We start from the raw sequence: 25,516 nt of genomic DNA on the forward strand, positions 1-25,516 counted from the left end.
TTCTCTTCAATATTCATTTTAATTGAATCGTTCTTATAGCAAAAACAATTTGTTTTCTTTTTATCTTTTGGAAGAAAATACTGTAAGAATCTTTACTTATCAGTAGGTGTCTGTTTTTTGTCTCTTTCCATTTTACTCAGAGTCAGCGGACAAGTAAACGAAAGCGTTGAAAAGTTTTTGAAAATCAACGCTTTTTTAAACATTCTTTAGAAGAAAAAGTGATCAGATTTTTTTGGTTATTTTGTTTGACGACACAAGATATTGGGGGTATATTAGATAAGTTGAAAAATACGCACTATATTTTGTATGAAATGAGCTGGGGGTTTATGAGCGTGATCGTATTAGCAGGAACTATTGGAGCAGGGAAATCAAGTTTGACGGCGATGTTGTCAGAACATTTAGGAAGTCAAGCTTTTTATGAATCAATTGAAGATAATGAGGTATTGCCGTTGTTTTACGCGGATCCAGAACAATATGCTTTTTTATTGCAGATTTATTTTTTGAATAAGCGTTTTGATAGCATCAAAAAGGCGATGCAAGATGACAATAATGTGTTGGATCGTTCCATTTATGAGGATTCCTTATTGTTCCATCTGAATGCCGATCTTGGTCGAGCAACAGAGACAGAAGTAAAGGTCTATGATGAATTATTGGCTAACATGATGCAGGAACTACCATATGCTGCACATAAGAAGCATCCCGATCTGTTAGTTCACATTCGTGTTTCTTTTGAAACGATGATGGAACGTATCCAAAAGCGTGGACGGGAATATGAACAATTGGAATTTGATCCAACTTTGTATGATTACTATAAAGAATTGAATAGTCGTTATGACCAATGGTATGAAGAATATAACGAAAGTCCGAAAATCCAAATTGATGGCGATCGCTTGAATTTTGTTGACGATGCAGTTGCTCGGGACGAAGTGATTCGTTTGATTGATGAAAAAATTTTAGAGGTTCAAGGAGTTTCCGTAGATTAATAAGTTAAAAAAGCTTTGCCAGATTTTTTTCTGGTAAAGCTTTTTTAGTTTTGATTTAATCAAAACTAAAAGAGAGATTTCGTAAATAATAAGGACATACTGAACACTGCGATAAATGAACGACTTGAAATGAATACAATAAGATATTTTTTGTTATACTAAAGTAAGGTTGTTTAGGAGTAAGGAGGTTTCTTATGGATATAAAAAAGACGTTCAATCAGGGGATGTATTCATGGGTCCGTGTAGATAGTACCCAAGCGCATGAAATAAAAAAATTACGAGCTGATTATGCGATCAGTGATGAAATGCTGACGTATGCATTGGATGATAATGAACGCGCGCGGGTAGAGTATGACCCGTTGGAAAAGGCCTTTTTGTTAATTTTTAATGTGCCGAACCTCTTGAAAAAGGACAATCATTATGAGACTAGTCCCATGGCATTTATTTTAAAGGATCAATACTTTTTTTCTTTTGTGAATGAACGAACTGCGTATGTTGAAAATATCATCGAGAACTTATTGTCGAATGAACCCAATCAAAGCACTGCGAGCTTACTCTTCCACACGCTATTTTTGATTTCCGATTATTATTTTCCATTAGTGGAAGAAGTGGATAGTCAGAGAATTCAGTTGAATAAAAAGCTTCGAGAAAAGACCACCAACAAAAATCTGTTGGCACTTTCTGATTTGGAGATAGGATTGGTTTATCTGGTGACCGCGACTAAGCAGAATGCGGTGCTGCTAGAACAAGTGAAGGCGCAGGCGATTTTTTCTAGCTTCACTGATAAGGAAAAAGAAGAGTTAGATGATGCTTTGATCGAGGCAAGACAAGCGGTAGAAATGACAAGATTGTCTAGTGAGATTTTAGATCAGTTATCTGGCACGTACAATAATCTATTAAACAATAATTTGAATGATACGATGAAAATTTTGACGATTTGGTCATTGTTGTTAACCATCCCGACTATTGTAACAGGGTTCTTTGGGATGAATATGCCGCTTCCTTTTACGCATTCAGAAGCGAGTTGGATCGTTACTTTAGTGATTAGTGTGGCACTCTCAATCTGGTTAATTTTGATTTTATGGCGAAGAATACGTTAAAAGCGAAGCAATCATCGATCGCTTCGCTTTTTTTGTGTTAATAACGAAGAAAGCAGGATTTAACTTAAAGTATAAAGGATTCGATGACTTCAGCTACCGCACTTTGTTCGTGATTGGCATTAGTAGTATGCTGTGCCGCTTCTTTGACTGCTGGTACGGCATTTGCCACAGCGACCCCTAATTCTGCTGCACGAATCATTGCCAGATCATTAGTATTATCACCGATAGCAATGGTTTCATTCATCGGAATAGCTAAGTGTTCCGCCAGTGTCTGTAGCGCAATCCCTTTATTCACACCTTTGGGGTTGAACTCAATGTAGCGGTTGGAAGAATAACTGATCTCTAATGATTCCCGCAGGTCAAGAGGCATTTCTTTTTCTATTTTTTCTAAATAGCTGCGATCTAAATTTTGAAATAAAGCTTTGTAGCAAGTCTGATCTTTTAGAAAACCAAAATCATCATCTAGTCTTTTTTCATGGGGAATCGTTAATAAGTAGGCGTCCTCATCCGGGTTACTGTGATAAACATAGGTTTGATCAAACGTGTAAAGGTGAATTGCCACTTCGTATTTTGATCCAAATTCAAACAAACGAGCAAGTGTTTCAAAATTCATGGGAAAGTCTTTGATAATCGTCGGGCCTTGATTTTCCACGACAACACCGCCGTTGAATCCAATCATGTAATGCGCCGCTTTATTTGCAGCGTCCAATTCTTCCAAAGTTTGTTTGATCGAATAAAATCCGCGACCAGTCGCAGGTGCGAATACAAGACCGTTTGCCTCTGCTTTTTTTATCGTTTCTCGTGTCTTTTCGGATACATGTCGGCCTTTATCTAATAATGTTTCATCCAAGTCACAAGCAATTAATCGGTACATAGAAGAGCCTCCTTCATTTTTCTTGTCCTCATTATAGCAAAAACCAAGGGAAGGTATTTGGTTTTACAAACTTTCTATAGAAAAACACGCCATGAAAGGGACGCGTTGTCCGGTTTCATGGCGTGTTAGTATAGTGCTTATTTTGGAAAATAAGTCGTGACGTATGTATCAACTGCTTTTAAAGCCGCTGCTACATCTTCCGCGGTAACGTTCATGGGCATCTCGTGAATTGTCTCTTCGTCAATGGTTGCTTGTTTGCCTACTTTTAAAAGATCGTCATAAGAAGCGTCTTTTAAATGCAGGTCTTCCAACGTGGTAGGCAATCCGAGTAATTGATATAAGTCGATATATTCATTCAATTCTGCTTCTTCCGCATTTTCTAGCATGAGTTGAGTGAGGGTACCATAGGCTACTTTTTGGCCATGGGAAAGCTCATGGATATCGCCGCTTAAGACAGTGAAGCCATTGTGGATGGCGTGTGCAGCGGCCAATCCAGCACTTTCGAAGCCAAGGCCGCTTAACAAGGTATTGGCTTCAACGATTTGTTCGAATGCCTCAGTGACCACATGCGCCTTGTTTGCCTCAATTGCTTTGAGCGCATTTTCAAAAAGTACTTCTTCTGCTTTTTCTGCAATCGCCATTCCGGCAGAAGTTTGAGAACCTCCGGCCATAGTTTTCCCACGCTTTTGTGCGACAGCGCGTGCTTCAATAAAGGTAGCCAAAGCATCAGCGATCCCATCTGCCAATAGTTCAGAAGGCGCATTTACGATGACTTCGGTATCAACCAATACTAGATCAGGGTTTTTATCATAGAAACGATACCCTTCAAAAACGCCCTCTGGCGAATAAATGACGGAAAGCGCAGAGGTAGGAGCATCAGTGGAAGCAACCGTCGGTAAAACAGCTAACGGTAATTGAACATCATCGGCGACGGCTTTTCCTGTGTCGATCGCTTTTCCTCCTCCTAAGGCTACGATCACGTCAAGATCTTTTCCTTTTGCATCTTCAGAGATCCGATCAATCTCTTTTTCTGAGGCTTCACCGCCAAAAATTTCTTTGACCGGATGCATCCCGTTCTCTTCCATTGTTTTAAAAAGTTCTTTGCCGGCGATTTCCCAAACTTCTTCGTCGGTAATAAGTAAGGGGGTCTCTCCTAAGGCTTTGATGTACTTTATGCCGTCTTGCAACATGCGTTTGCCTTGAACATAACGAGACGGACTTGCAAAAATTCTTTCCATAGTAATAACCTCCAATAATTGATTATATTCAGTGTTGCACAGAAAGAAATCGATTTCAAAAAATACGCTTAGTTATTTTATTGAACTCAGCCTATTTTGAATAAGAAAAGTACAAAAGAAAGCGCGCAGGAATTATTCCCCACGCGCTTAATTTAAAAAGTAAAGTTATGTAAATATTCTACTGTCCAATTTGGGACATGAGAGTTACTTAGAATGAAATTTCCGATTGTAGAATGTCAAACTGGTGCTCATGAGCCAACCGGCTAAAAGTCCGATCAAACTACCAATCACGATTCCTAAAAAACGAAATTGGATTAAACTATAAAGATATTGTTGGCGAACCAGTAATGAAAGCATCAATGCCATCGGCGTCGAAAAGAATTGAGCGATCGCATAGTTGCGTCTAATAAAATATTCAACTGTGACGAACAAGGTGGTGATCACGAGTAAGGTTGCAAAAATGGATAAGTGTAAATTTAAAAGTAAAGCAGCAATTGCTAATCCGACTGCAGTTCCGAAAATTCTCTGTACATTTCGATGCGCCATCGCGCGCAGATTATCTGCCTGCAAAATAGAGGCACAGGAAACGACTAACCAATAAGGATTTCTTAGTTGCAGGCCCACACTCAAATACACAGCAAAAAAGAGTATCCCGCTATACAAAAGACTGTCCATAATAACTGCAGGATCATCATTTATCCGACTTTTTAATGATCGTGAGGCAGTCTCGGCCGGTAGTGGGGATGTTTCTACAAAGTGCAAAAGCAATGCAATGATCAATGCAAACAATACACCGAGAAAAAAGTAGCCACTCATCACGGGGATTTTATGTAAAGGGATCTTTGTGCTAGTACCCATAGCTGTAACCATAATGATAAAGAATGGTCCTGGCTTAGAAATGCCATAAAGACGAAAGAAAAAGCGACCCAAAAAGCCGACAAGAGCGACCACAATAGGTGCTGTCCAGGCTGCATGAGTGGAGAGCATTCCTAAAAAGTTGCTCGAGGTCAAAAAAAGACCAACAATCATCAAGCGAGACATTAATTGTTTTAATGGAAGTCGTTGATAATAGAGAAAAGTAAAAATACCTAAAGAACCAAAACTGGAGATGGCAAGTTGATGGGATAAATACCCGGTGAGTAAAACGCTGATCATACAAAGGCCGGCGCCAATTAAGCGAAACGGGGAATCCTTTGTTTTATTATAATGAATCAATTCTTTAAAAAAAGATTGCTCCATTTCATCACATCCTTCTTCTATAGGCTAGCACAAAAATAAAAGAAAGTTCAATAGAAACTTTCTGAAAACGATTGTTTGTTAAGAAAAAAAGGTTGACATCCCATAGAAGAGATTGTATACTTGTAAAGTTGAGAAATGAAAGCAGAAGCACCCGCTTCTCGCCTTACGCGAATATCTCGCTGGGCTAGATAGTTAATGACTGATCTTTTCGATGAGTCGACTACGTGCGGGTTCGTAAAGAACTCGTTTTTTTATTTGCTTTTTTTCTCTCAAAAATTTTGGAGGTGAATGACCATAGCAAAGGATATGATGGTTAACGACGGCATTCGTGCACGTGAAGTACGTTTGATCGGACAAGACGGCGAACAATTAGGTGTTAAATCAAAAGTTGAAGCCTTAAAAATTGCTGAACAAGCAAACCTTGATGTAGTCCTAGTAGCTCCTGGTGCGAAACCGCCTGTAGCACGTATTATGGATTATGGGAAGTATCGCTTCGAACAACAGAAAAAAGAACGTGAAGCGCGCAAGAAGCAAAAAGTGATCAACGTTAAAGAAGTTCGTTTGAGCCCAACAATCGACGTGAACGATTTTAATACAAAACTTCGTAATGCACGTAAATTCTTGGAAAAAGGCGACAAAGTGAAAGCTTCGATCCGTTTCAAGGGCCGTGCCATTACCCACAAAGATATTGGTCAAAAAGTTCTTGATCGCTTAGCTGAAGAAACTGCCGATATCGCGACAGTGGAACAAAAAGCGAAGATGGACGGACGTAGCATGTTCTTAGTGCTTGCACCGAAAGAGAAGAAAGACTAGCAATAATTTTGAGAATGCATCTTTGACTCTGGTTAAAGAGTATGCGAAATGAAAAGTAGGAGGAATTTTAGTCATGCCAAAACAAAAAACACATCGCGGTTTAGCAAAACGTGTAAAACGCACCGGTAACGGCGGTTTAAAACGTTTCCGCGCATTTACAAGTCACCGTTTCCACGGTAAAACAAAAAAACAACGTCGTCAATTACGTAAAGCGTCTATGGTATCAAAAGGCGATTACAAACGTATCCGCCAACAATTGGCACGCATGAAATAATTGCGCAACCCGCTTTACAACTTTAAAAATTCAATGATTTATTTATTAGGAGGAATTAAACATGGCACGTGTTAAAGGTGGAACTGTAACTCGTAAACGTCGTAAAAAGACATTAAAACTAGCTAAAGGTTACTACGGTTCTAAACACACTCTATTTAAAACAGCTAAAGAACAAGTAATGAATTCATACAACTACGCATATCGCGATCGTCGTCAAAAGAAACGCGACTTCCGCAAATTGTGGATTGCACGTATCAACGCTGCAGCTCGTATGAACGGCTTGAGCTACTCAAAATTAATGCACGGTCTTAAAGTTGCCGGTATCGAAATCAACCGCAAAATGTTAGCTGATTTAGCAGTTAACGATGCAGCTGCTTTCACTGCACTAGCTGACCAAGCAAAAGATTCATTAAACAAATAATTGTTGCGAAACAATCTTTTAGCCTGCTCTTGTGAGCGGGCTTTTTTTTATTGTCTGAATGAAGAGCAAGAGGCACGTGTGCGCAAGCATATTAGAAGATACATTGAAACACTTGTGCTATGGTTAATACATAGAATAACTTGAACGGTTATTTCGTTGTACTGTTTCATTTTCTTTGGTCATAAACGAAGTATTAGGAGGGAAATAGCATGAAAACATTGTTTAAATTTATGGTAGCCAGCACATTGGTCGTAGGCGGCGTATTGGTTGCAGGAACTATTTTCACAACGAAGAAGATTGATGAATACGGGGACGATCTGCAAAACTTTTTACATTAATCTTTTTCTATTAATCATTGAACAGTCACGTGCCATTTCATTTGGTGCGTGACTGTTTTTTGTCGTAAACACAATTATTTCAGGGCTCCATGAAATTATCGACCTTAAAAAATGCCAGAAATCCGTATACTTAAGGTATCAGATAAATGAGATGGAGGAATGAATATGAAGTGGTATAAACAATCAACTGAAGAAGTTTTGAATAAACTAGAAGCGAAACCCACGGGATTAAATAAACAAGAACGTAAAGCCCGTTTAGAAAATCATGGACCGAATAAGATGGCAGAAAAGGAGCAGGTCAAACTGTGGCGAAAAATTGGTAAGCATTTTACCGATCTGTTAATGATCGTATTGATCGCCGCTGCTTTGCTGAAATTTGCGACGGGTGAAGTGGTTGAAGGCGGAATTATTTTCTTAGTGGTGATCGTCAATGGATTTGTCGGTTACTGGCAAGAACGCAAAGCAGAAGAGTCTTTAGATGGATTAAAGCAAATGATGGGACAAGAGGCGACCGTTTTGAATGATGGTCAGCCGATAACGGTTGATTCTGAAGCCTTAGTTCAAGGAGATGTCGTCGTTTTAAAGGCCGGGGATATCATTCCTGCTGATTTACGTTTGATCGAGGTTCATGATCTTGCTGTAGAAGAGTCTATCTTGACGGGGGAATCTGAAGCTGTCGAAAAATCGGTGGAAGCAATCTCTCAAGAGGCACAGGCGGGAGATCAGTTGAACATGGCTTTTTCTGGAACGCTCGTACAGACCGGTTCAGCACGTGGTTTAGTGGTCGAGACTGGAGATGCTACTGAAATAGGAAAAATCAATCATGCGCTGCAATCGATCCAAGCACAGACAACACCGTTAGTAAAAAAGATGCATCAATTAAACCAGCAAATCTTTCGCGGCATTTTAGCATTGATCGTTTTCCTGCTATTCTTTACGAGTTTCAGGTACGGGATGGATTGGAGCTTGATGTTTTCGGCAAGTATTGCCTTGATCGTTGCGATGATCCCGGAAGGACTGCCAGCCGTTTTGACCATGATCTTGTCAATGGGCGTGAAAGAAATGGCGGATGAGAATGCCATCATCAAAGCAATGCCAGCAGTAGAAACGTTAGGATCAATGACTGTCATTTGTTCGGATAAAACAGGAACACTTACGAAAAATGAGATGACTGTACAGGAAGTTGTAACGGACGAGTTGCCTATAGTCAAAGAAATTATGAACAACACGCAAGAATTGAAGACGAAAGACAGTCAGAAAATAGAAGAGATCCATGGAAACCCAACGGAATTAGCATTGCTGAATTATGTAGCAGAAGACGAGCAGCTATTAAAGCCTGTTTTAGGTAAAATTCCTTTCAGCTCAAGCTACAAGTACATGGCAACGATGCATGATGAGAATGAGGAACGGGTGATTTTTGTTAAAGGTGCCCCAGAAGTTCTATTGGAAAAATCTGCATTGTCCACGGAAGAAAAAGCCAAATGGGAGAAAAGCGGTCTAGATTTAGCTAGTAAAGGTCAAAGGGTCTTGGGATTTGCTTACAAGAAAGTATCCTCTAATGATGAATTGACGCATGATGCACTAGAAGGATTGTCGTTTGCTGGGTTGGCAGGGATCATTGATCCGCCGAAGGAAAGCGCGATTCGTGCAGTAGTTCAGGCTCAGGAGGCGGGCATCTCAGTGAAAATGATCACTGGCGACCATAAGGCGACCGCACAAGCAATCAGTGAGCAAATTGGCTTGAAGCACACATCCAAAGTACTTGAAGGTTCAGATATTGATGGCCTGACGGATGAAGAGTTAACGGAGGTTGTTGGAAAAGTCGATGTATTCGCTCGGACAACACCGGATCACAAATTGCGTATCGTAACAGCCTTGCAGAAGAAAGAGGAAATTGTGGGGATGACCGGCGATGGGGTCAATGACGCACCCGCTTTGAAGCAGGCAGATATTGGAATCGCTATGGGAATCAAAGGCAGTGAGGTCAGTAAGCAGGCGGCCGATATGGTTTTAGCGGATGACAATTTTTACACGATCGTAAAAGCGGTCAAAGAAGGCCGCAGGATTTTTGATAATCTGCAAAAGACAATTAACTTCTTTTTACCAACCGCATTGGCACAAGGGTTAATCGTAATTTTAGCCTTATTGATGAATCAACCATTGCCATTGACGCCAATCCAGATTTTATGGGTCAATATGGTGACGACCATCACGCTGTCTTACGCATTAGGCTTTGAAAAAGCAAGTGATGACACGATGAAACGTCCGCCAAGAGACACGAAGATGGGGATCCTGTCAGGATATAGTTTCTTCAGAATCCTATATGTGTCCTTGTTGATCATGATCCCAGCTTACTTCTTATCGATGCAGTTCGAGGGAGCCGCACTGCAACAGACGATTCTTTTACAAAGCATCGTTTTGGGACAGGCAGTCTACATGATCAATTGTCGTGAAATGTTTGATCGGGCAATTAATCGTCGTTTCTTCGAAAATAAATTCTTGTTCCTTTCATTAGGAATCCTCTTTGTTCTTCAATTAGGCGTCGTCTTCTTACCAATTGGACAACAATTAATTGGAACGACCGCACTTAGTTTGGTCCAACAGGGGATTATTGCTGGAAATGCGCTACTATTATTCTTGGTTGTAGAAATCGAGAAGCGAATCAGCAAAGGGATTTTCCAAAGAAAAGAAAAAGCGGTCAGTCATTACCAAAATGACTAACCGAGTTGCTTATAAATAGGAACGAGAGGTGAGTTCAGTCAATTGACTGAGCTCATTTTTTGTTGGCATCGTAGAAATATAGAGTACTGGTAATGGCGTAGAATCCAATGGAATATTTGAGAGAATCATATCTCCCGAATGGACTCGCAGACCATCCAGTTGCGAAGGCTCGAGCGGAATCAAATTGATCCGTTTTCCCAAAAGATCATCTAATTCCTGTTGTAGAAAGGCTTTCCAGGCAGGTTCTCCTTGAAATACAAAGAAGACGGTCCGCATATGGGGCTGGATCATAAAAATTGCCTGCTGGCTCAATAGAGAGAAAAGGTTGATAAAGTACGTTTGATCCCCGATAGTAGAAAATTGCGGCAGGCTATTAAACAGCAGCGTGCTCTTCTCGCTTAAAATGGTGTATTCCTCATTTCTTTGTACCAACAGTTCCTGGTATTCTAATTGAAATTGTCTCGATAAAGTAGGCGATTCTGCATATTTCAATAACAGCAGTAAGATGTTTGTGGAAAGATTTGTTTGGAGCAGCGATTTCAACGTCAGTTCGTCGGCGATTTCTTGGACGGTTTGCTCCGCTTTCTCACGTAATTCGGAATACTCAGTCTTCAAAACCTCTGAGACCCGATTTCCTAGAAAATTATTGTAGTTCCAACTTTCTAAAAAGCAGAAAAAAGCAAAAAAGATTTCTTCGTCTCGCAAGTAAACACCTTCTTTTTCGTAAAGCCTCTTTAAAAGCGGACCATAAAGACTAAACAAAGGATCGTTGGCGTCAAAAGCAAAATTATCAATGGGACATCCAGCTTTGATGCGAATGCTATTGATAAAAAACCAGCAAATTCCAAAAATCTGTTCGGTATCCACCGTAAGCTCTTCCTTGAGGTCTTTGGTCAAAAAGAACAGGTAGTGCTCCTCGTGAATGGAATAATCTTCAAAAAAGTAATTGTTGTGAGTGAAAGGTACCAGCAAACGATGATAAAAAATTCGGATCGCGCTTTCCTCACCTGTGAGATAGGCACTTGTTGACGTTAAGCGAATCTTGATATTAAATGGCTGCAATTGGCGGTTGATTTTGGTTCGCTGACGTTTGAGTGTTTCATAGGACACACCCGTCTCATCAAGAAATCGCGGAACATTCAATTCTTTGGTGAAAAAAAGGTCTTTGACCAACTGCAGGCTCACGGAATGCGGCAAGAAGGCTTCCCAAAGTTCATTAGTCAGGGAATGTTCTTGGGCCGTTAATCGAATGCCGTTGTTATCAGAATCTAATTGCCAATTTTCAGGCAAGTATCCTCGAATAAGCTGGAGATCAGAAAAAATCGTTCGTTCCGTAGTACCGATTTTTTTTGCTAATTCTTTAGCTGTTAACTGTGAATGGTTGAGAAGTTGCTCTAAAAGTAAAATTTGACGATAGATATCTTTTTCAGTGATGATTTTTTTTAACATGGAATACATAGAGGAACCCTCCTTCAAAAATAAGCATACGAAAGAAGGGCGGGGTAGGTCAAGCTGCACCTTATTCGAGTGGGTATATAAAGTAGGGATTTTTTCGGTTGTATGGTAAAGTAGGCTGAAGTTCTGAGTTAAAGTATTATAGAAGAAAGGGAAATCATTATGATCAAAGTTGTGTTTACGTATCGAACCACTAAAAAAGATTTACCTGAATTAATGGAAAAATTTGCTGAATCAGGCCGCAATCCCAAGTTTCATTCAGAGGTAACCAATCAAAAAATTGAGATGTTTCAACGAACGGATGGAGAAGATGTCTATATCGTGTTAGATATCTATTACAATTCGAGGAAAGAGTTTGAGGAAAGAACGCGTTTTGAAAGAAGTTTGCCCGAATGGAACGCATTATGGTTTGCACCAGACATCAAACATACGGAAGTCAGCGTCGACGTATTTGATGTATTGTAGCCGAAGGATTTACTCGTTTAGAAGAAGGTTCCCTTACTCACAAGAGTTTGGGATTTTTTTTATCATTAAAATAGTCTATACTTCTATAGGTAAGTAAAAATGTTTTATCAGAGAGGATGGACACGATGTTACAACGAAAAATCGGGAACAGCTATTGGGAAACTTCAGCGATTGCTTTAGGGATCATGCGAATGGCAGCGCTAACGCCACAAAAAGCGGCAGAGGTTTTAGAGACAGCATTAGAAAGTAAAATCAACTTCATCGATTCAGCAGATATGTATGGCGATGGAAAATCAGAAAAAGTTTTTGGTGCAGCTTTAAAAGAAGCAAAAATTTCTCGTGACAACTTCTTTATTCAATCAAAAGGAGGCATTGTCACAGGCGATGACAAGCGCTATGATTTTTCAAAGCAACATTTACTAGACTCTGTAGATGGCATCTTAGAACGGATGGGTATTGACTACTTAGACAGCTATTTATTGCACCGGCCAGATCCATTGATGGAACCGGAAGAAATCGCAGAGGCCTTTGACATGTTGCAAGCAAACGGAAAAGTACGTCATTTCGGCGTGTCTAACTTTAATCCAGAACAATTTCAGTTGCTGCAATCTCATGTTGATCAAAAATTATTGATCAATCAGCTGCAGTTTTCAATTATGCACACAGGAATGATCGATTATGGGATGCATACGAACATGACCGATACACGTTCCTTCGATCATGATGGTGGCGTACTAGAATTTTCTCGTCGCAAAGGTGTGACGATCCAAGCATGGTCACCATTCCAATATGGTTTCTTCGAAGGCGTCTTCGTGGATAACGAGAAATTCCCAGAATTGAATGAGTTATTAGCGACACTGGCTAAAAAATACGACACGAACAAAAACGCGATCGCGACTGCTTGGATTTTACGTCATCCAGCGAATATGCAAGTGATCCTCGGTACGATGAATCCGACGCGAATCAAGGAAAGCGCAGCGGGCGGCGATGTGACCTTGACGAAACAAGAATGGTACGATGTGTACTTTGCGGCAGGAAATGATTTGCCGTAATAAAGGAAAAGCGGCATCCCGAAAAGGATGCCGCTTTTTAATTATGGACAACAAATAATTTTGACTGCAAAGTTTTTAACTGGCCTTTTTTTCTGACAGAAACAGGAATGACTGTACCATCCTCTATAGTGACAGATGAGAAGTCTTTTGTGATGGAATGGATAGCCTTTTTATGAATCAAGAATCCTCGATGGCATCTTAAGAAGTTACTTGATAGTTGTTCTTCAAGATTGTTTAAGGTCGTTTGATGAATCAGGTATTGATTGTTTTTTGTATGCAATGAAAGGGCATGTCCCTTGTTAGATGAGAAATAAAGGATATCATCAAGAATGAAAGTCGTAAATTCGCTGCCTGTATTCAATTTGACTGTTTGACTCATAGTCAATGTCCCGAGCCGCTGTTCGATAGTTTTTAAGCAAGTGTGAATACGTTCGCGAATATCTACAGCAGGATCTTTGATGATGAAATCCAAAGCTTGGACACGATATTGAAATGTTAAAAAGCTTAATTCAGATCGTATGGTGATAAAGACAATAAAGCCTAACGGGTCAAACTTGCGAATTTCTTGTGCGACTGAAAATCCGTTGTTGAATTCAGTATCTTCTTCTAAGTTAATATCTAAAAAGTAAATATTCCACTGATTCCTGCGATCGATATTTTCTAATAATTCCCCCCCCGAACTTGTGCTGTAAGCCAGCGTCAATTCCCAATCAGAGAAAAGTTGATAATTTTTGATTGCTTGTTCTAAAGAAATGCGTTGCGATTCATTGTCTTCAGCGATATATACGTTAATGGCCATGATTTACTCCTTTTTTAAAAATAATGTCTGGCAAAATTCTTGTCTGCCTTGTGTTGTTTTTAAAGTCAAATACTCAGGGTATAGTTGAATGATGGATTGGACAATTGATAATCCTAAGCCTCGATCTCTTCCCTTTGTTGAAAAATTTTCTTTTTGTAAAAGCGAGGGAGAAAATGGTTCTCTTGCAGTTTCTTTGATCGAATTTATTAAGATGAATACATAATGTTTTTCATCTTCAATAATCGCTAATCGAACGCAAGGATCGCTACTTTCTTCTGCAGCTTCTAGGGCATTGTCAATCAAAATACCAAAGATTCGCGATAATGCTAATTGATCAATGGGAACCTGTTGAATCGTTTGATCAATCTCAATATCAAATGAAATTTCTTTTTTTGTAGCAGTCATGATTTTTGTGAATATCAATGTCTTTAGCTCAGGTATCTTTAAATTCTTTAACTTAGAAACTTCTAAAAAGTAATGATAATCCTCTTCAAATGTCTGAGTTACATTTTCAAAATATTTTTTTAAATCCGCTTCATTGATCGGAGACTGATAAATGTACCCGCCCAATGAGAAAAGTAGATTGCTGAAATCGTGATGATTTTTACGGATGTTTTGTGTGACGCTTTCTAAACTATTGATGTATTGAGTCAGTTCGTATTTTTGCTTCTCTTGTTCAGATACAAGCTGTTTGGAACGCCTATTCAAGAATAGTAAAAAGACAAAGGCTCCGATAGCCAATATATTTTGTAATACTAAGAGTGTTCCTACAACGAACAATTGATGAACAGATTCAATAATGAAATACGCATTTGGCGCCAATCGATGAATCCAACCGGCACCTACATAATTACTTGATAAAAAAATTGTAGATGTATAATTTGTGCCATTGGGTGCTACTGTAATAGAACTCACTTGAACAAATAAAGAAAAAAGTATCAGCACTATTAATACGGTCCATAATAAAACCAACACCATTGAAGAGTAATTCAGAAATAAATTTTTAAGGCGTGATAGACTTTTTTTTATCAGAGGAATCAAAACCAGTGATAAAACGAAGTACCAATTGATAATGGTCACTGAAAACATTGGCGAATCAGAGAGATTCATTAAGTGAATCCTGATATATTCAAACCCCTCGGCCAATAAGATGATTATGCCTGTTACAAAAAGTAGACATTCAAGAAAAAGCCGTTCCCCTCGATTAAAAACCAAGTAGAGAATTAAGAGTACAACGGATTGCGCTGTAATGCTAAAAATGTTGTGTACAACTAAGATGTTGGGATAATACATATTTATTATATTATTAAATACCCATCCTAGATTATACGCTGTAATAATCGTCAAAAGGATAGAAAGCTTAGTGATTTTGACAGGAAAACAGCATTTTAATATTGTCAGATAGACAATCAATGAGGGGGTTATCTGCATAAAATAAGACAGCGCTAGTTGACTAGTTGATAGATCATTCGTATAAAAATAAGTCATATAAAATATCCTTTTATTATTTTACTGAAAAACACAGAAAAAACGCTAGAGTAATTGATGAGAAGCTTCTTTAATTATATAACATTAGAGGTTAAAATAATATCTATCAGTTTGAAAATAATGTTAAAAAAATATAAAAATTAGTGGTATTTGTAGATTGATGGTTTTTATCGAATGATTCAGTTTAAAGATAAAACAAAAAATACATAAAGTTAAAAATAAAATCAAAATGATTTTTAACGAAGAACGACGCTCATGTTGCATGAACGTCGTTCTTTTTCTTTTGAAGTGACGTTCAAATAGTTATTTTGCTATTCATGGAAAATTGGAAGTTCTCTGTTTTTGATAATTTATAATAATTTTGAACAAGGAAGCATTATAAATATTTAATGAAAAGGGGAGGTAGATGTGAAAAAGAGAAAGATGAAAGTTCTTTCTATGACAGTACTAATTATTAGTACGTATATTATTGGGCTATTTGGTCTTAATTCAGACAAGGCCTCAGCGGAAACACTTCAGGATAACTTAGTAATTACAAATTATTATGCGGAGAAACGTCCAGGTGGTGGTGCTTCACTAGAAACGGGTCAACAATTGCGAGTCCACATGGAGTTTAATGTTGATCCATTACCTGAAGGAACAGCAGTAGGAGATACGTTTGAGATTAGTATCCCGAATGATTACAATTTTTCGTACCACTGGAGTTCGGGAGTTCTTGGAAATACTCCTTCTGATCCATATCTGACATATGAGATTCAAGGCGACAAAATAATTTTTACAATTTGTGAGGCTGCAGTTGAAGCACAGCGCCTCCACAAAGGGGTTTTGGATCTCACTGCAACGGCTAGAAAAGCTGGAGAAAATATTGATGGCGGTGGGAACGGTATGGGTGATCTATTAGAGGTTACTGATGCTCCTGATCCGACAGTACCTGATCCAGAAGATCGACCTTTTCCAGATGAGAGTAAATATCTTCATAAAGAAGGAAAACAGGTTAATGGTCAAAATGCAATCGCTTGGGCAGTTCGTACTAATTACTTAGATTATGGTGCCGCCTTTGATTATTATACCAAGGATCAAGGGGCAACAAAAATTGTGGACAAGGCTAATGGTTTGTTGGTCGATCACTTAGTCCCAGGCACACACTTTAGAGAGGATTCTCTTTGGGTGACAGTTCCTACCTATATTATTACGACAGAGGATGCTGGATCGCGTATGGGGGATCGACAATTAGGGGCAAATATTTCAGGAGCTCCACAAAAAGTGAATTTTTCCGATTTCGTAATTGAAAAAGAAGGAAATGGGAATGCCTTTTTAAAACTTGAACCAACAGAAGGGCAAAGTTATCAAGAATTTCAGGATTACGTACAGGCCTATCCTGATGCAAACAACGGACAACGAGCTTACGGTGTGTATAAACATGCGGATGAAACAGAGACAGTCTTAGTTGCTTTTGGAACCATGCCGGGATCGACACATTACTATGAAGACCTTAAGGCGCATTATACCGATTTTGGTGAAGCAGATATCCATGATGCGATTGATGCGGACTTGTCCTTGACCGGTGATCAAAAAACTCAGTTACATGATATTTATGGAAAAAGAGATGAGAGTCCGTCAAATGGAGCAATCATGGCTTACGATGTTTCTTTCTCAGTAGATGTAGATGTTCCTGAATATGGTTCTGGGAAATATCAAAATGATCTGTCCTTTTTATACAATGACAATGATTCAGAGGATACCAGAACAGAGACGGATTTTGATGCAATTTGGGGAGATGTCGAAGCAGATTTCTTAAAGGCCTATAAGAAAGTTTCAGGAGATGACGAGAAAGAGCTATCTGAAGAAAAAATTTTTAAATTTAATATCTCCGATCGATATGGAACAGTTGTTGCTTACGGGAAGACTGTTACGGAAGTCACACATAAAGGAAGAGAAGTAGAGATCAAATTCTACCGAGATGAAAACTACACCATCCCGATAGAAAATGTTGATAAAAATAATCCGAACTACTGGAGCAACTTTTTAATTGATGGACGCTGGTATTACATTAACGAGATAGATACAGATGGCTATGAAGTGCACATCCAAGATACGAATGGAAAAGAGACAAATCAGTTCAAATATGACAGCAAGCAAGATCATCGCTGGCGATTTATTGTGATCAATAAAGAACCAATCAAGATAGAAGCAGAAAAGAAAATCATTGGGGTTGGTAGTTTAGCGAATGATAAAGAATTCGAATTTGAATTGAGAGATACTCGAGATGATTCAGCTGTTGCTTTTGGGAAAACTACGATCACAATGACAGATGGGAAGAACACCAATAAACCGATCACGTTCTATACGGATAATACTTACAGTGAAGAAATCACTAATTGGAAGAAAATGACCATCGATGGGGTTGAAACCGTCATTTTAGAAGATGGTGTGACCTATGAATTGGTTGAGGTGGATAGTCAAGGATATAACGTTACCTATTATACAAAAGATCCTTCGACTGGTGATTCTATTGAAGGAAATACCTATACCGCCGATTATGAAAATGGCGGAAAGATCAGTTTTGCAGTTACTAACAAAGATACGTTAGATTTTGAAGCAAATAAAAAGGTCGAAGGTACGGGTCTGTTGACGCCGAATAAGACGTACAAATTTGAAATTAAAGATATTACAACAGCTGGGAATCCGGTAGTCGCCTATGGAAAAGTGACGGTCACAGAAAAAGGTCAGAATCAGGCGATCGAGTTTTTCACGACAAGTGATTATAGCGCATCAAATAAAATCACAGATTGGGCAAAAATTTTACGAGAAGATAAAAAATATCAATTAATTGAAACAGATACGCAAAATTATCGACCGATCTATTCAGGCGGCACGGGAGAAAAGAATAATGAGTTCCAAGTAGTTTACAATGACCCATCGAAAAAAATTACGCTTAACACAGAGAATCAAAATACCTTTGACTTTTCTGCAAAGAAAAAAGTGACAGGTGACGGCGTCTTTGATGGAGAGACATTCAAATTCCAATTAGTTAATAGCAGCGATCAAGTTGTTGCTCACGGGAAAGCGGAAGTAAATGCGAAGGATACGGATATACCGATTACCTTCTATAAAGACATAGAGGATGAAGGGACGATTATTACTGATTGGACTGAGATCTTGACTGAAGGAGAAAGCTATCAACTAAAAGAAGTTGATGACTCAGGATATGCCGTGACGTACAAGGATCAGGATGGGACAGAGACGAATCAATTTACTGTTCAATTCAATACAGGGAAATCAATGAGCATCCATGTGGAGAATCGACGTGGAAGAGTACCGCTTCCAGAAACCGGTGGTGAAGGGTTAACGCAGCAGCTCATTTTTGCAAGTGCCTTTCTTGCCTTCGTTATTCTGATTGGCGGGATCGTTGAGTATCGTAGAAAGGTGGGTGTGTAACATGAAGAAACCTTCTATTATATTCTCGCTTCTAGCGATCGGCTTTCTTTTAATAGGAAATTTGTTTTCTATGCAGTCTGTGGAGGCTGCAGAAAAGCACACAGTTTATTTGCATAAGCAAGCTACGCAGGAAAATCAAGATGGACAGGGATTGCTGACGGAAAAAAAAGGAATCAACGGGGCAGAATTCACTGTAATTGATATCACACATTTTGTTCGAACGCATTCAACGTCCCACGAAGAAGCGGTAGAACAAGCTAAGGCTGTGGCAAAATCCGAAGTTGTAGACTTGGAGGTTGGCGAAGCGGTTCCGAATCGTTTGGGAATGGAGGTCGTTGCCAAAGGAAAAACGGCACGGATGGATGTTCCGAATAGTCAGGGGCAGAATGAGTCAATGGATGGTGTGTTAAAGCTCTCATTAACTAAGAAAAATAAAGCCCATGATGCGAGTTACCTGTTCATTGAGACAGCTTCAGTGAGCCAGGCAGGTCCAAGCGATCCGATCATTGTGCATTTTCCAATCGAGGATGAGTTAAACAATACGATAACGGCTGAATTTACACACATCTATTCGAAAAATGACAGCTTGGTAGAAATTCCGACCGAGCCAAAAATCGAAAAGCAGTTGGCAGAAGATCATGCAGATTTCACCTATGGAGAAGCGATCAATTATGAGATCAAGGTAAACATTCCGATTCCTATCAGTAGATATCAGTATTTCAAAGTAATTGATTTGCCAGATCCTGCGTTGCTTGCTGATGTCAATTCGATTACTGTCGCATATCAAAAAAATCAGCCGATTGATTCGGCGAGTTATCAAGTGAGTGCTGAAGGAAATGGTTTTATCATTAACTTTGTTCCGAATAAATTGGTTGAATACCAAGAGATGCAATTAACGATTTCGTATCAGATGAAGATCAAAGAAGGTGCAGCGGCAGATACTCCGTTTTTTAATAAAGCGTTGCTGCAATACAACGATTCTATAAAAGATCAAGAACAAACTAGTACATCTAAGGAAGTGCTGACCGGCGGCTATCGCTTTGTAAAAGTTGATGCCGATACTCGTCAATTAAAATTGAAAGATGCTACATTCGTGGTGAAAAACAAAACAGAGCAGTATCTGACAACTGACTATAAGTGGAAAAATTCAGAGACACCTTCAAAAGACGAAGACTTACTGAAAATCGTTTCAACTCAAGAAGGAGCTTTCGAACTGAAAGGACTAGCCTACGGTACCTATCAAATTGAAGAAATTGTCGCACCTAAAGGCTACCGTCTATTAGAAAAGCCGATCGAATTTAAGATTGAGAAGAATACTTATCTTGCTGGAGAGACGACTGGTTTGCTTGAAGTTTTAAATAGTAAATTACCAAGTACTGGTGGTGGAGAAACGGGCGATGTCGGGAAAGCTACCAATGTGAATGCCAAAGCTGTTTACACCGTAGGAAAGAATACGCGCAGATTGCCAAGTACTGGTGAAAGAATCTTAGACGTGGGGTTATTCGGCGGATTACTAATTTTATTAGTGTTCGTTATTTATAGCATTAGAGCAAGACAGCAACAAAAGAATGACTAAATAGAAATTGGAGGAAGAAAAATTGAAGAAGAAATTATTGGTTTTAATAGCGAGCCTTGCTATGGTGCTGCCTATCGTATTAGGCTTTGGGGCTTCACTTACTGCAAATGCAGCAGGGACAACAGTAGACATCACTTTGCACAAAAAGCGTTTTAGCAGTACACAAACAGAAATTCAGAATACTGGTGAAGAAATGTCGGAATTTGATTCAGCAGCTGGGTTTGGTGGTGTACAATTCAAAATTTATGATGTTACCGATGCTTTTTATACATTGTTAAATTCAACGAAACCAGCTTCTACTGAAAAATATACGATGGAAGAGGCTTTAGCGGAAGTAAAAGGAAAAGATTACAGTTCAGAAACACCTGTCGATACACAAACGACTGCAACAACCGGCTCTGTTGGTGATCTGACTTTTGCCAATGTAAATGCCAAAGTAAATGGTAAAAACGCTGTTTACGTAATCGTAGAAACACCGATAGCTGGTGTAACAACTGCAGATAATATGGTTGTTGCCTTACCAGTGAAAAATGCTAGTGAGGAAACACTAGAGACGATCCACTTATATCCAAAGAACGTTGTTGAAACTGCAGGGGTAGAAGTAGAAAAAATCTCAAACTTAAAAGATAAAGATGGTAATAAGATTGCTTTGGAGGATGTTGAATTCGTGATTCATCGTAAAGGTGTTTACAACGGTTCTACTACTGAGTATTTGAGTGGGTTTGATGCATCGGACACACCTACGTGGACAACGGATCCAGCTCTTGCGCACAAATTTAGTACAGATCAATACGGTAAATTTTCTGAAGATCGCCTATTGTATGGTACGTATTATTTAACTGAGGTAACAACAAAACCTGGTTATGTGATCCAAAATGGTGCCATCAATCAGCAATTTACATTAAGCGATGCAAATAAATTAAAATCGTTTACTGGAACAGATGCTATTCAAAATGATGACATTGAGGTAAAGAAAACCAACGATGGCGGTTCTGTAAATGTTGGTGATAAGATCGAGTATAGTGTGGAATCAGTGATTCCAAATGGGATCAAAGATCAAATTGATACAGATAATGACGGCGTAAGTGATTCTCCACGCTATATCAAATATGAAATCAAAGATACACATGGCGTACATTTAAAATTAGACAATACAACATTAGTACTATCAGATGGGACGACAACATTTACGTCACCTTTGCATTATACGTTAGATGAAACAACAGCTGGCGAATTTACAGTTGCTTTTACTGCGGCAGGGATTGCTGCAATGACACCAAATGCAACAATGACGATGACGTACAAAATGGAATTATTGCAAACAATCGCACCGGGTGTTGAAGTAAACAATACAGCTAAAGTTGAAACGGATCATGATACAGATACAGGTTCAGGTAGCGAAGTTTATACTGGTGGATACAACTTTGTTAAAGTGGATGGTTCAAATGACAATGAAGCATTAAAAGGTGCAGAATTTGTTGTGCGTGATGCGGATAGTGATACTGCAAAATATTTGAAAGTTGGCACAAATGGTGAAATTTCTTGGGTGACAGATTTAGCAGATGCAAAAGTATTTATATCAAACGGTCAAGGCTACGTAACAATTAAAGGGTTGGAAGATGGCACCTACTATTTAGAAGAAACAAAAGCACCAAATGATAAATATGTGCTATTAGAAAATCGTGTTGAATTTGAAATCAACCAAAATTCATTTGACAGTACGGATCCGCTAGGAACAGGGAAAGCTGAAGTAGTAGTCAATAAACAAAAAGGCAGCTTGCCTTCAACGGGTGGCTCAGGAATTTACTTGATGATGGCAGCAGGTGTTGCTGTGATGACGATCGTCGGTGTTGCTTACCTGCGCTCACAACGTAAGGAAGCATAGTAAGCTCTTAACGCATGTTTTATAAAGACAGTAACGAAAAGCAACATGAATCGTTGCTGTCTTCTTTTTTTCAAAAAAACTGATGGGTAATGGACAGGGAGTGTTTATATGGCGAAGAGAAAAGAAAAGTCAAATTCATTCATTGTAATGATACAGCGGCTAGTCATGTTGTTCTTCTTTCTTTTTGGGCTTTCTTTGCTGGTGTATCCGTTAATTAGCCAAGGGATCAATGATTATCTTGATCAGCGAACTGTCCAAAGATATCAAAAAGAAGCATCACAAAAAAATAAGACTGAGATTGAAAAGCTACAAAAACAGATGGCACTACAGGACGAGAAAGCTAAAAAAGAAAAAAATCCCGGGTCCGACGGGGAGCCCTTTTCGCAACAACGGAGAGACAAAGAAAAGAAAAAAAAACCGTCTCAATCCTACATTAAGGAGCACACAATAGGAACCATTATTATCCCAAAAATTGATGTGAAGCTTCCGGTTTTTGATGTAACGAATGATTTTTTCTTATCTAAAGGTGCAACAGTTTTGGAAGGAACGTCTTCAATTAATGGAGGTGAAAGTTCTCATAGCGTGATTTCATCTCATCGGGGACTAAAGAAAGCCAAGCTTTTTACCGACTTGCCTAAGTTGAAAAAGAAGGATCAGTTTTATATTGAGGTTTTGAATGAAACACATGCCTATGAGGTAGATCAAATTAAAGTAATTGAACCAACCGATACAACGGATCTTTTAATCGTTGACGGAATGGAATATGTAACCTTGATGACTTGTACACCCTATGGGATAAACTCTCATCGATTGCTGGTTCGTGGCCACCGTGTATCGTATACAAAAGCGATGGCGAAGAAGAAAGAAAAAGTTGATGATCGAAAAAAAGGTAAGCAATTTGCGATGTTGGGCGCAATGATTATTGGAGGTTTTCTGATTATTTGGGTCTTTTATCAAATCATCCGTACAGCATTAATCGGGCGAAGAAACTACGTGCTTTCCTTTTACTTAATTGATCCTACAACCAACCTACCAATCATTGGTCAACCTGTTCTTCTGTTAGGGAGACGTGGAAAAAATCAACTATTAATTGAAGGTAAACCTGCTACTGCTTTATCAGACAAAGATGGAAAAGTGACATTTCCGCCACTTTTCGGTAAGCGTTATGGATTGAAATTCTCAAAAGAAACAGAAGTTTTTGCGTACACAAAAGTCAAAAAAATCAAAGAATCTAATTTTTCTCTCAAACCAAAAGGGAAGGAAGTCACTATCGCAGAAAAGGAACAAGTCATTGTATTTAGGAGTCGAGCATGAACAGACAGTCGAGAACAAAAATCATTATTGTAAGTGTTGGAATTCTTTTGTTGCTTTTAAGTTTCGTTTGGTGGGACAACCATTGGGTCATGAAGATTAACGGACAGAAAATATCAGAAGACGAATATGTTTTTTATCAAAAATTATATCCGAGATTGGACAAAAAGGGATTAGAGACACAAATCGTAGAAGAAAAGGTCCAACTGCAGCAAGCAAAAAAACAAAAGTTTGATGTGGTTGACAACTATAAAACGCTAGTCAAAAAGACGAAAGAGATCAATCAGAAAAATCAGAAAAAAAGTAGAGAAAAACAAGTTATTTATGGGTTGAAAAAATATGATGAACAAACGTATTATGCATATACTCTCAGGAACAGTATTAACGAGTTAAAAAAAATCTATCAAAAAGACATTACGGATAAAAACATCAAAACATTTTACGAAACATATCTAGAAGGATTCCGAGAAGTTGAGAATAAAGATTTGTATCGTGTCGAAGGAGATAAAAATACATTGCAGAATCTAATCTCTGCTAACAGTAGGGAGGAGAGAATTGAAGCTGCTGAGGCGATTACTTTTGAAAAGGTTCAATTAACAGAATCGAATATGCGTGATTGGCTGAAGTATTATGACGAAGAAATCTATGATGTTATTCCTCAGCCTGCGGGGACATGGAGCGCTATTTACGGTAATGGAAAGAAAAAGCGTTGTTACTACTGTATTCGTACAAAAAAAGGTCCGATTCAACCGATAGAAAAGGTCTCAGAATCTATCCGAATTCAACTAGAAAAAGAGAACTATCGAGAATACGTTAAAAAATGGGTAAAAGAAGCAAAAGTCGTTCGGAAAAATAGGAGGCATCAATGAAAAAAAAGAGAATTGTGTCTAGTGTTGGTTTGTTGACATTGATCATTCCTTTATTGTTGGGAGGGTTTCCGCAATCGAATGAAGCAGCTGGAAACGTATATTATGTGGATCCAGCTACTGGGAGTGATGACAATACAGGAACTTCTCCGAATAAAGCGTGGGAATCCTTAGATAAAGTAGAAGAAACAAAGTTTGAAGCGGGAGATACGATCCGACTTCATGAAGACGGCGTTTTCAATGACACTCTTTTTTTAGAAGGGAGTGTGAATGGAGAAGGGACAGTTGATCGACCGATTACATTGGAAAGTTATGGAGAGTCAGGAGGAAAAGCGCAGATCAATGGTCAGGGCGGAGAAATTGTGGAACAAATGACCTCAATGAATAAACAAATTTATTCTGCGGTGACATTGTACAATGCAAGTGGTTGGACAATGAGAAATTTCTCAGTAACAAATATAAATCCTGATGAGAGTCAACAAGCAGAGCAGGCTTGGGGATTAGAGGGGAGTCCAAAATCTAAGTGGGGACGTGTGGGAGTTTATGTTCTGGCAAAAGATAATGGGATAACTCAAAATATTCATCTAGATGATCTACAAGTGACAGATGTAGATGGGCATATTCATGCGAAAGATCATGGAAATGGAGGGATATTTTTCACAGTAGGTGGGAAACCTGATATGAATAATATCACTCGATTTGACAATATTTCAATTACGAATAGCTATGTTGCTAATACAAGGAGAACGGGAATTTCTGTTGGCTGTACGGTTTTTGAAGGAACTATCACGGACGAAAGAGTCTCTGATAAGATTGATCCAGTTAAAAGTCAGACCTATGGACACACAAATGTATTGATAGAGAACAACTATGTAAAAGATTCAGGTGGAGATTCGATTGTACCTCAAAATTGTTATTTGCCAATGATTCAAAACAATGTATCCGATGGGGCGAGCCAAACACATGCAAGAGAAGACGGGGATATATTTAGAAATCCTGATCCAGCATTCAAACCCTACTACTGGCAGGTAAGTGCCGGGATATGGCCATGGTTGTGCTACTATCCAACTTTCCAATTTAATGAAGCATTTGATACTGTCGATAATTACGATGGAGAAGGTTTTGATTGCGATTCTGGGACAGGTACCCTTTATCAATATAATTATAGTCATGATAATGA

Annotated in this window: 20 protein-coding genes and 1 other annotated feature; of the genes, 14 read left to right on the forward strand and 6 right to left on the reverse strand. The window is 38.8% G+C overall.

The features are described from left to right. The first annotated feature begins 326 nt into the window (after positions 1-326). Both IGI66_RS01900 and IGI66_RS01905 read left to right on the forward strand, forming a co-directional pair. On the forward strand, positions 327-983 hold the full coding sequence (locus IGI66_RS01900) for a deoxynucleoside kinase (protein ID WP_279625398.1): 657 nt from the start codon (positions 327-329) through the stop codon (positions 981-983). A 194-nt stretch (positions 984-1,177) separates the two neighbouring features. After that, positions 1,178-2,083, forward strand: a complete 906-nt coding sequence (locus tag IGI66_RS01905) for a magnesium transporter CorA family protein (protein WP_438847255.1) — start codon at positions 1,178-1,180, stop codon at positions 2,081-2,083. Positions 2,084-2,147: 64 nt separating this feature from the next. Here the strand turns inward: IGI66_RS01905 and IGI66_RS01910 are convergent, their stop codons facing one another. The 3 genes from IGI66_RS01910 to IGI66_RS01920 all read right to left on the reverse strand — a co-directional run bounded on the left by IGI66_RS01910 (position 2,148) and on the right by IGI66_RS01920 (position 5,434). Then, positions 2,148-2,957, reverse strand: coding sequence for a Cof-type HAD-IIB family hydrolase (locus IGI66_RS01910; RefSeq protein WP_438847257.1), 810 nt, complete (start codon positions 2,955-2,957; stop codon positions 2,148-2,150). 137 nt (positions 2,958-3,094) lie between these two features. After that, the gene (locus IGI66_RS01915) at positions 3,095-4,195 is read right to left on the reverse strand and encodes a glycerol dehydrogenase (protein ID WP_314577352.1); all 1,101 of its coding nucleotides are present in this window, start codon (positions 4,193-4,195) and stop codon (positions 3,095-3,097) included. 204 nt (positions 4,196-4,399) lie between these two features. Continuing rightward, entirely contained in the window at positions 4,400-5,434 is a 1,035-nt protein-coding gene (locus tag IGI66_RS01920; protein WP_010781966.1) for an FUSC family protein, read from the reverse strand. Positions 5,435-5,567: 133 nt separating this feature from the next. Continuing rightward, positions 5,568-5,695: a sequence feature (ribosomal protein L20 leader region), on the forward strand. Positions 5,696-5,722: 27 nt separating this feature from the next. Between IGI66_RS01920 and infC the strand changes: the two genes are divergently transcribed. From infC to IGI66_RS01945, 5 genes are all read left to right on the forward strand, one after another. Then, entirely contained in the window at positions 5,723-6,247 is a 525-nt protein-coding gene (gene infC, locus IGI66_RS01925) for a translation initiation factor IF-3 (RefSeq protein ID WP_010747120.1), read from the forward strand. Between the two features lie 73 nt (positions 6,248-6,320). Continuing rightward, entirely contained in the window at positions 6,321-6,521 is a 201-nt protein-coding gene (gene rpmI / locus IGI66_RS01930) for a 50S ribosomal protein L35 (RefSeq protein ID WP_010742869.1), read from the forward strand. A 61-nt stretch (positions 6,522-6,582) separates the two neighbouring features. Beyond that, on the forward strand, positions 6,583-6,942 hold the full coding sequence (gene rplT / locus IGI66_RS01935; RefSeq protein WP_010781965.1) for a 50S ribosomal protein L20: 360 nt from the start codon (positions 6,583-6,585) through the stop codon (positions 6,940-6,942). A 209-nt stretch (positions 6,943-7,151) separates the two neighbouring features. Further along, on the forward strand, positions 7,152-7,280 hold the full coding sequence (locus IGI66_RS01940; RefSeq protein ID WP_010781964.1) for a hypothetical protein: 129 nt from the start codon (positions 7,152-7,154) through the stop codon (positions 7,278-7,280). Between the two features lie 165 nt (positions 7,281-7,445). Further along, complete coding sequence (locus IGI66_RS01945; protein WP_438847261.1) at positions 7,446-10,001, forward strand: HAD-IC family P-type ATPase; 2,556 nt, start codon at positions 7,446-7,448, stop codon at positions 9,999-10,001. A gap of 9 nt (positions 10,002-10,010) precedes the next feature. Here IGI66_RS01945 and IGI66_RS01950 read toward each other — a convergent pair whose 3' ends face one another. Then, on the reverse strand, positions 10,011-11,459 hold the full coding sequence (locus IGI66_RS01950; RefSeq protein WP_314577322.1) for a helix-turn-helix domain-containing protein: 1,449 nt from the start codon (positions 11,457-11,459) through the stop codon (positions 10,011-10,013). A 159-nt stretch (positions 11,460-11,618) separates the two neighbouring features. Here IGI66_RS01950 and IGI66_RS01955 point away from each other — a divergent pair, with 159 nt between their 5' ends. Together IGI66_RS01955 and IGI66_RS01960 are read left to right on the forward strand one after the other, a co-directional pair. Continuing rightward, positions 11,619-11,921 carry a hypothetical protein gene (locus IGI66_RS01955; protein WP_114523792.1) on the forward strand — a complete coding sequence of 101 codons (303 nt, stop codon included), beginning with the start codon at positions 11,619-11,621 and terminating at the stop codon, positions 11,919-11,921. A gap of 125 nt (positions 11,922-12,046) precedes the next feature. Further along, on the forward strand, positions 12,047-12,973 hold the full coding sequence (locus IGI66_RS01960; protein ID WP_438847264.1) for an aldo/keto reductase: 927 nt from the start codon (positions 12,047-12,049) through the stop codon (positions 12,971-12,973). A gap of 37 nt (positions 12,974-13,010) precedes the next feature. Here the strand turns inward: IGI66_RS01960 and IGI66_RS01965 are convergent, their stop codons facing one another. After that, positions 13,011-13,772 carry a LytR/AlgR family response regulator transcription factor gene (locus tag IGI66_RS01965; RefSeq protein ID WP_431380400.1) on the reverse strand — a complete coding sequence of 254 codons (762 nt, stop codon included), beginning with the start codon at positions 13,770-13,772 and terminating at the stop codon, positions 13,011-13,013. A 3-nt stretch (positions 13,773-13,775) separates the two neighbouring features. Beyond that, entirely contained in the window at positions 13,776-15,260 is a 1,485-nt protein-coding gene (locus IGI66_RS01970) for a sensor histidine kinase (protein ID WP_438847266.1), read from the reverse strand. Positions 15,261-15,668: 408 nt separating this feature from the next. Between IGI66_RS01970 and IGI66_RS01975 the strand changes: the two genes are divergently transcribed. From IGI66_RS01975 to IGI66_RS01995, 5 genes are all read left to right on the forward strand, one after another. Further along, entirely contained in the window at positions 15,669-18,698 is a 3,030-nt protein-coding gene (locus tag IGI66_RS01975; protein ID WP_438847268.1) for a hypothetical protein, read from the forward strand. Position 18,699: 1 nt separating this feature from the next. Next, positions 18,700-20,274 (forward strand): SpaH/EbpB family LPXTG-anchored major pilin, encoded by a 1,575-nt coding sequence (locus IGI66_RS01980; RefSeq protein WP_438847270.1) that lies wholly within the window; start codon positions 18,700-18,702, stop codon positions 20,272-20,274. Positions 20,275-20,311: 37 nt separating this feature from the next. Beyond that, on the forward strand, positions 20,312-22,159 hold the full coding sequence (locus IGI66_RS01985) for a SpaH/EbpB family LPXTG-anchored major pilin (protein ID WP_438847272.1): 1,848 nt from the start codon (positions 20,312-20,314) through the stop codon (positions 22,157-22,159). Between the two features lie 108 nt (positions 22,160-22,267). Then, entirely contained in the window at positions 22,268-23,473 is a 1,206-nt protein-coding gene (locus IGI66_RS01990) for a class C sortase (RefSeq protein WP_438847274.1), read from the forward strand. Next, positions 23,470-24,339, forward strand: a complete 870-nt coding sequence (locus IGI66_RS01995; protein WP_438847276.1) for a hypothetical protein — start codon at positions 23,470-23,472, stop codon at positions 24,337-24,339. The genes IGI66_RS01990 and IGI66_RS01995 overlap by 4 nt, the downstream gene beginning before the upstream one ends. Positions 24,340-25,516: the final 1,177 nt, after the last annotated feature.

The organism is Enterococcus sp. AZ048 (assembly GCF_051715125.1).
GTDB lineage: Bacteria > Bacillota > Bacilli > Lactobacillales > Enterococcaceae > Enterococcus_A > Enterococcus_A gilvus.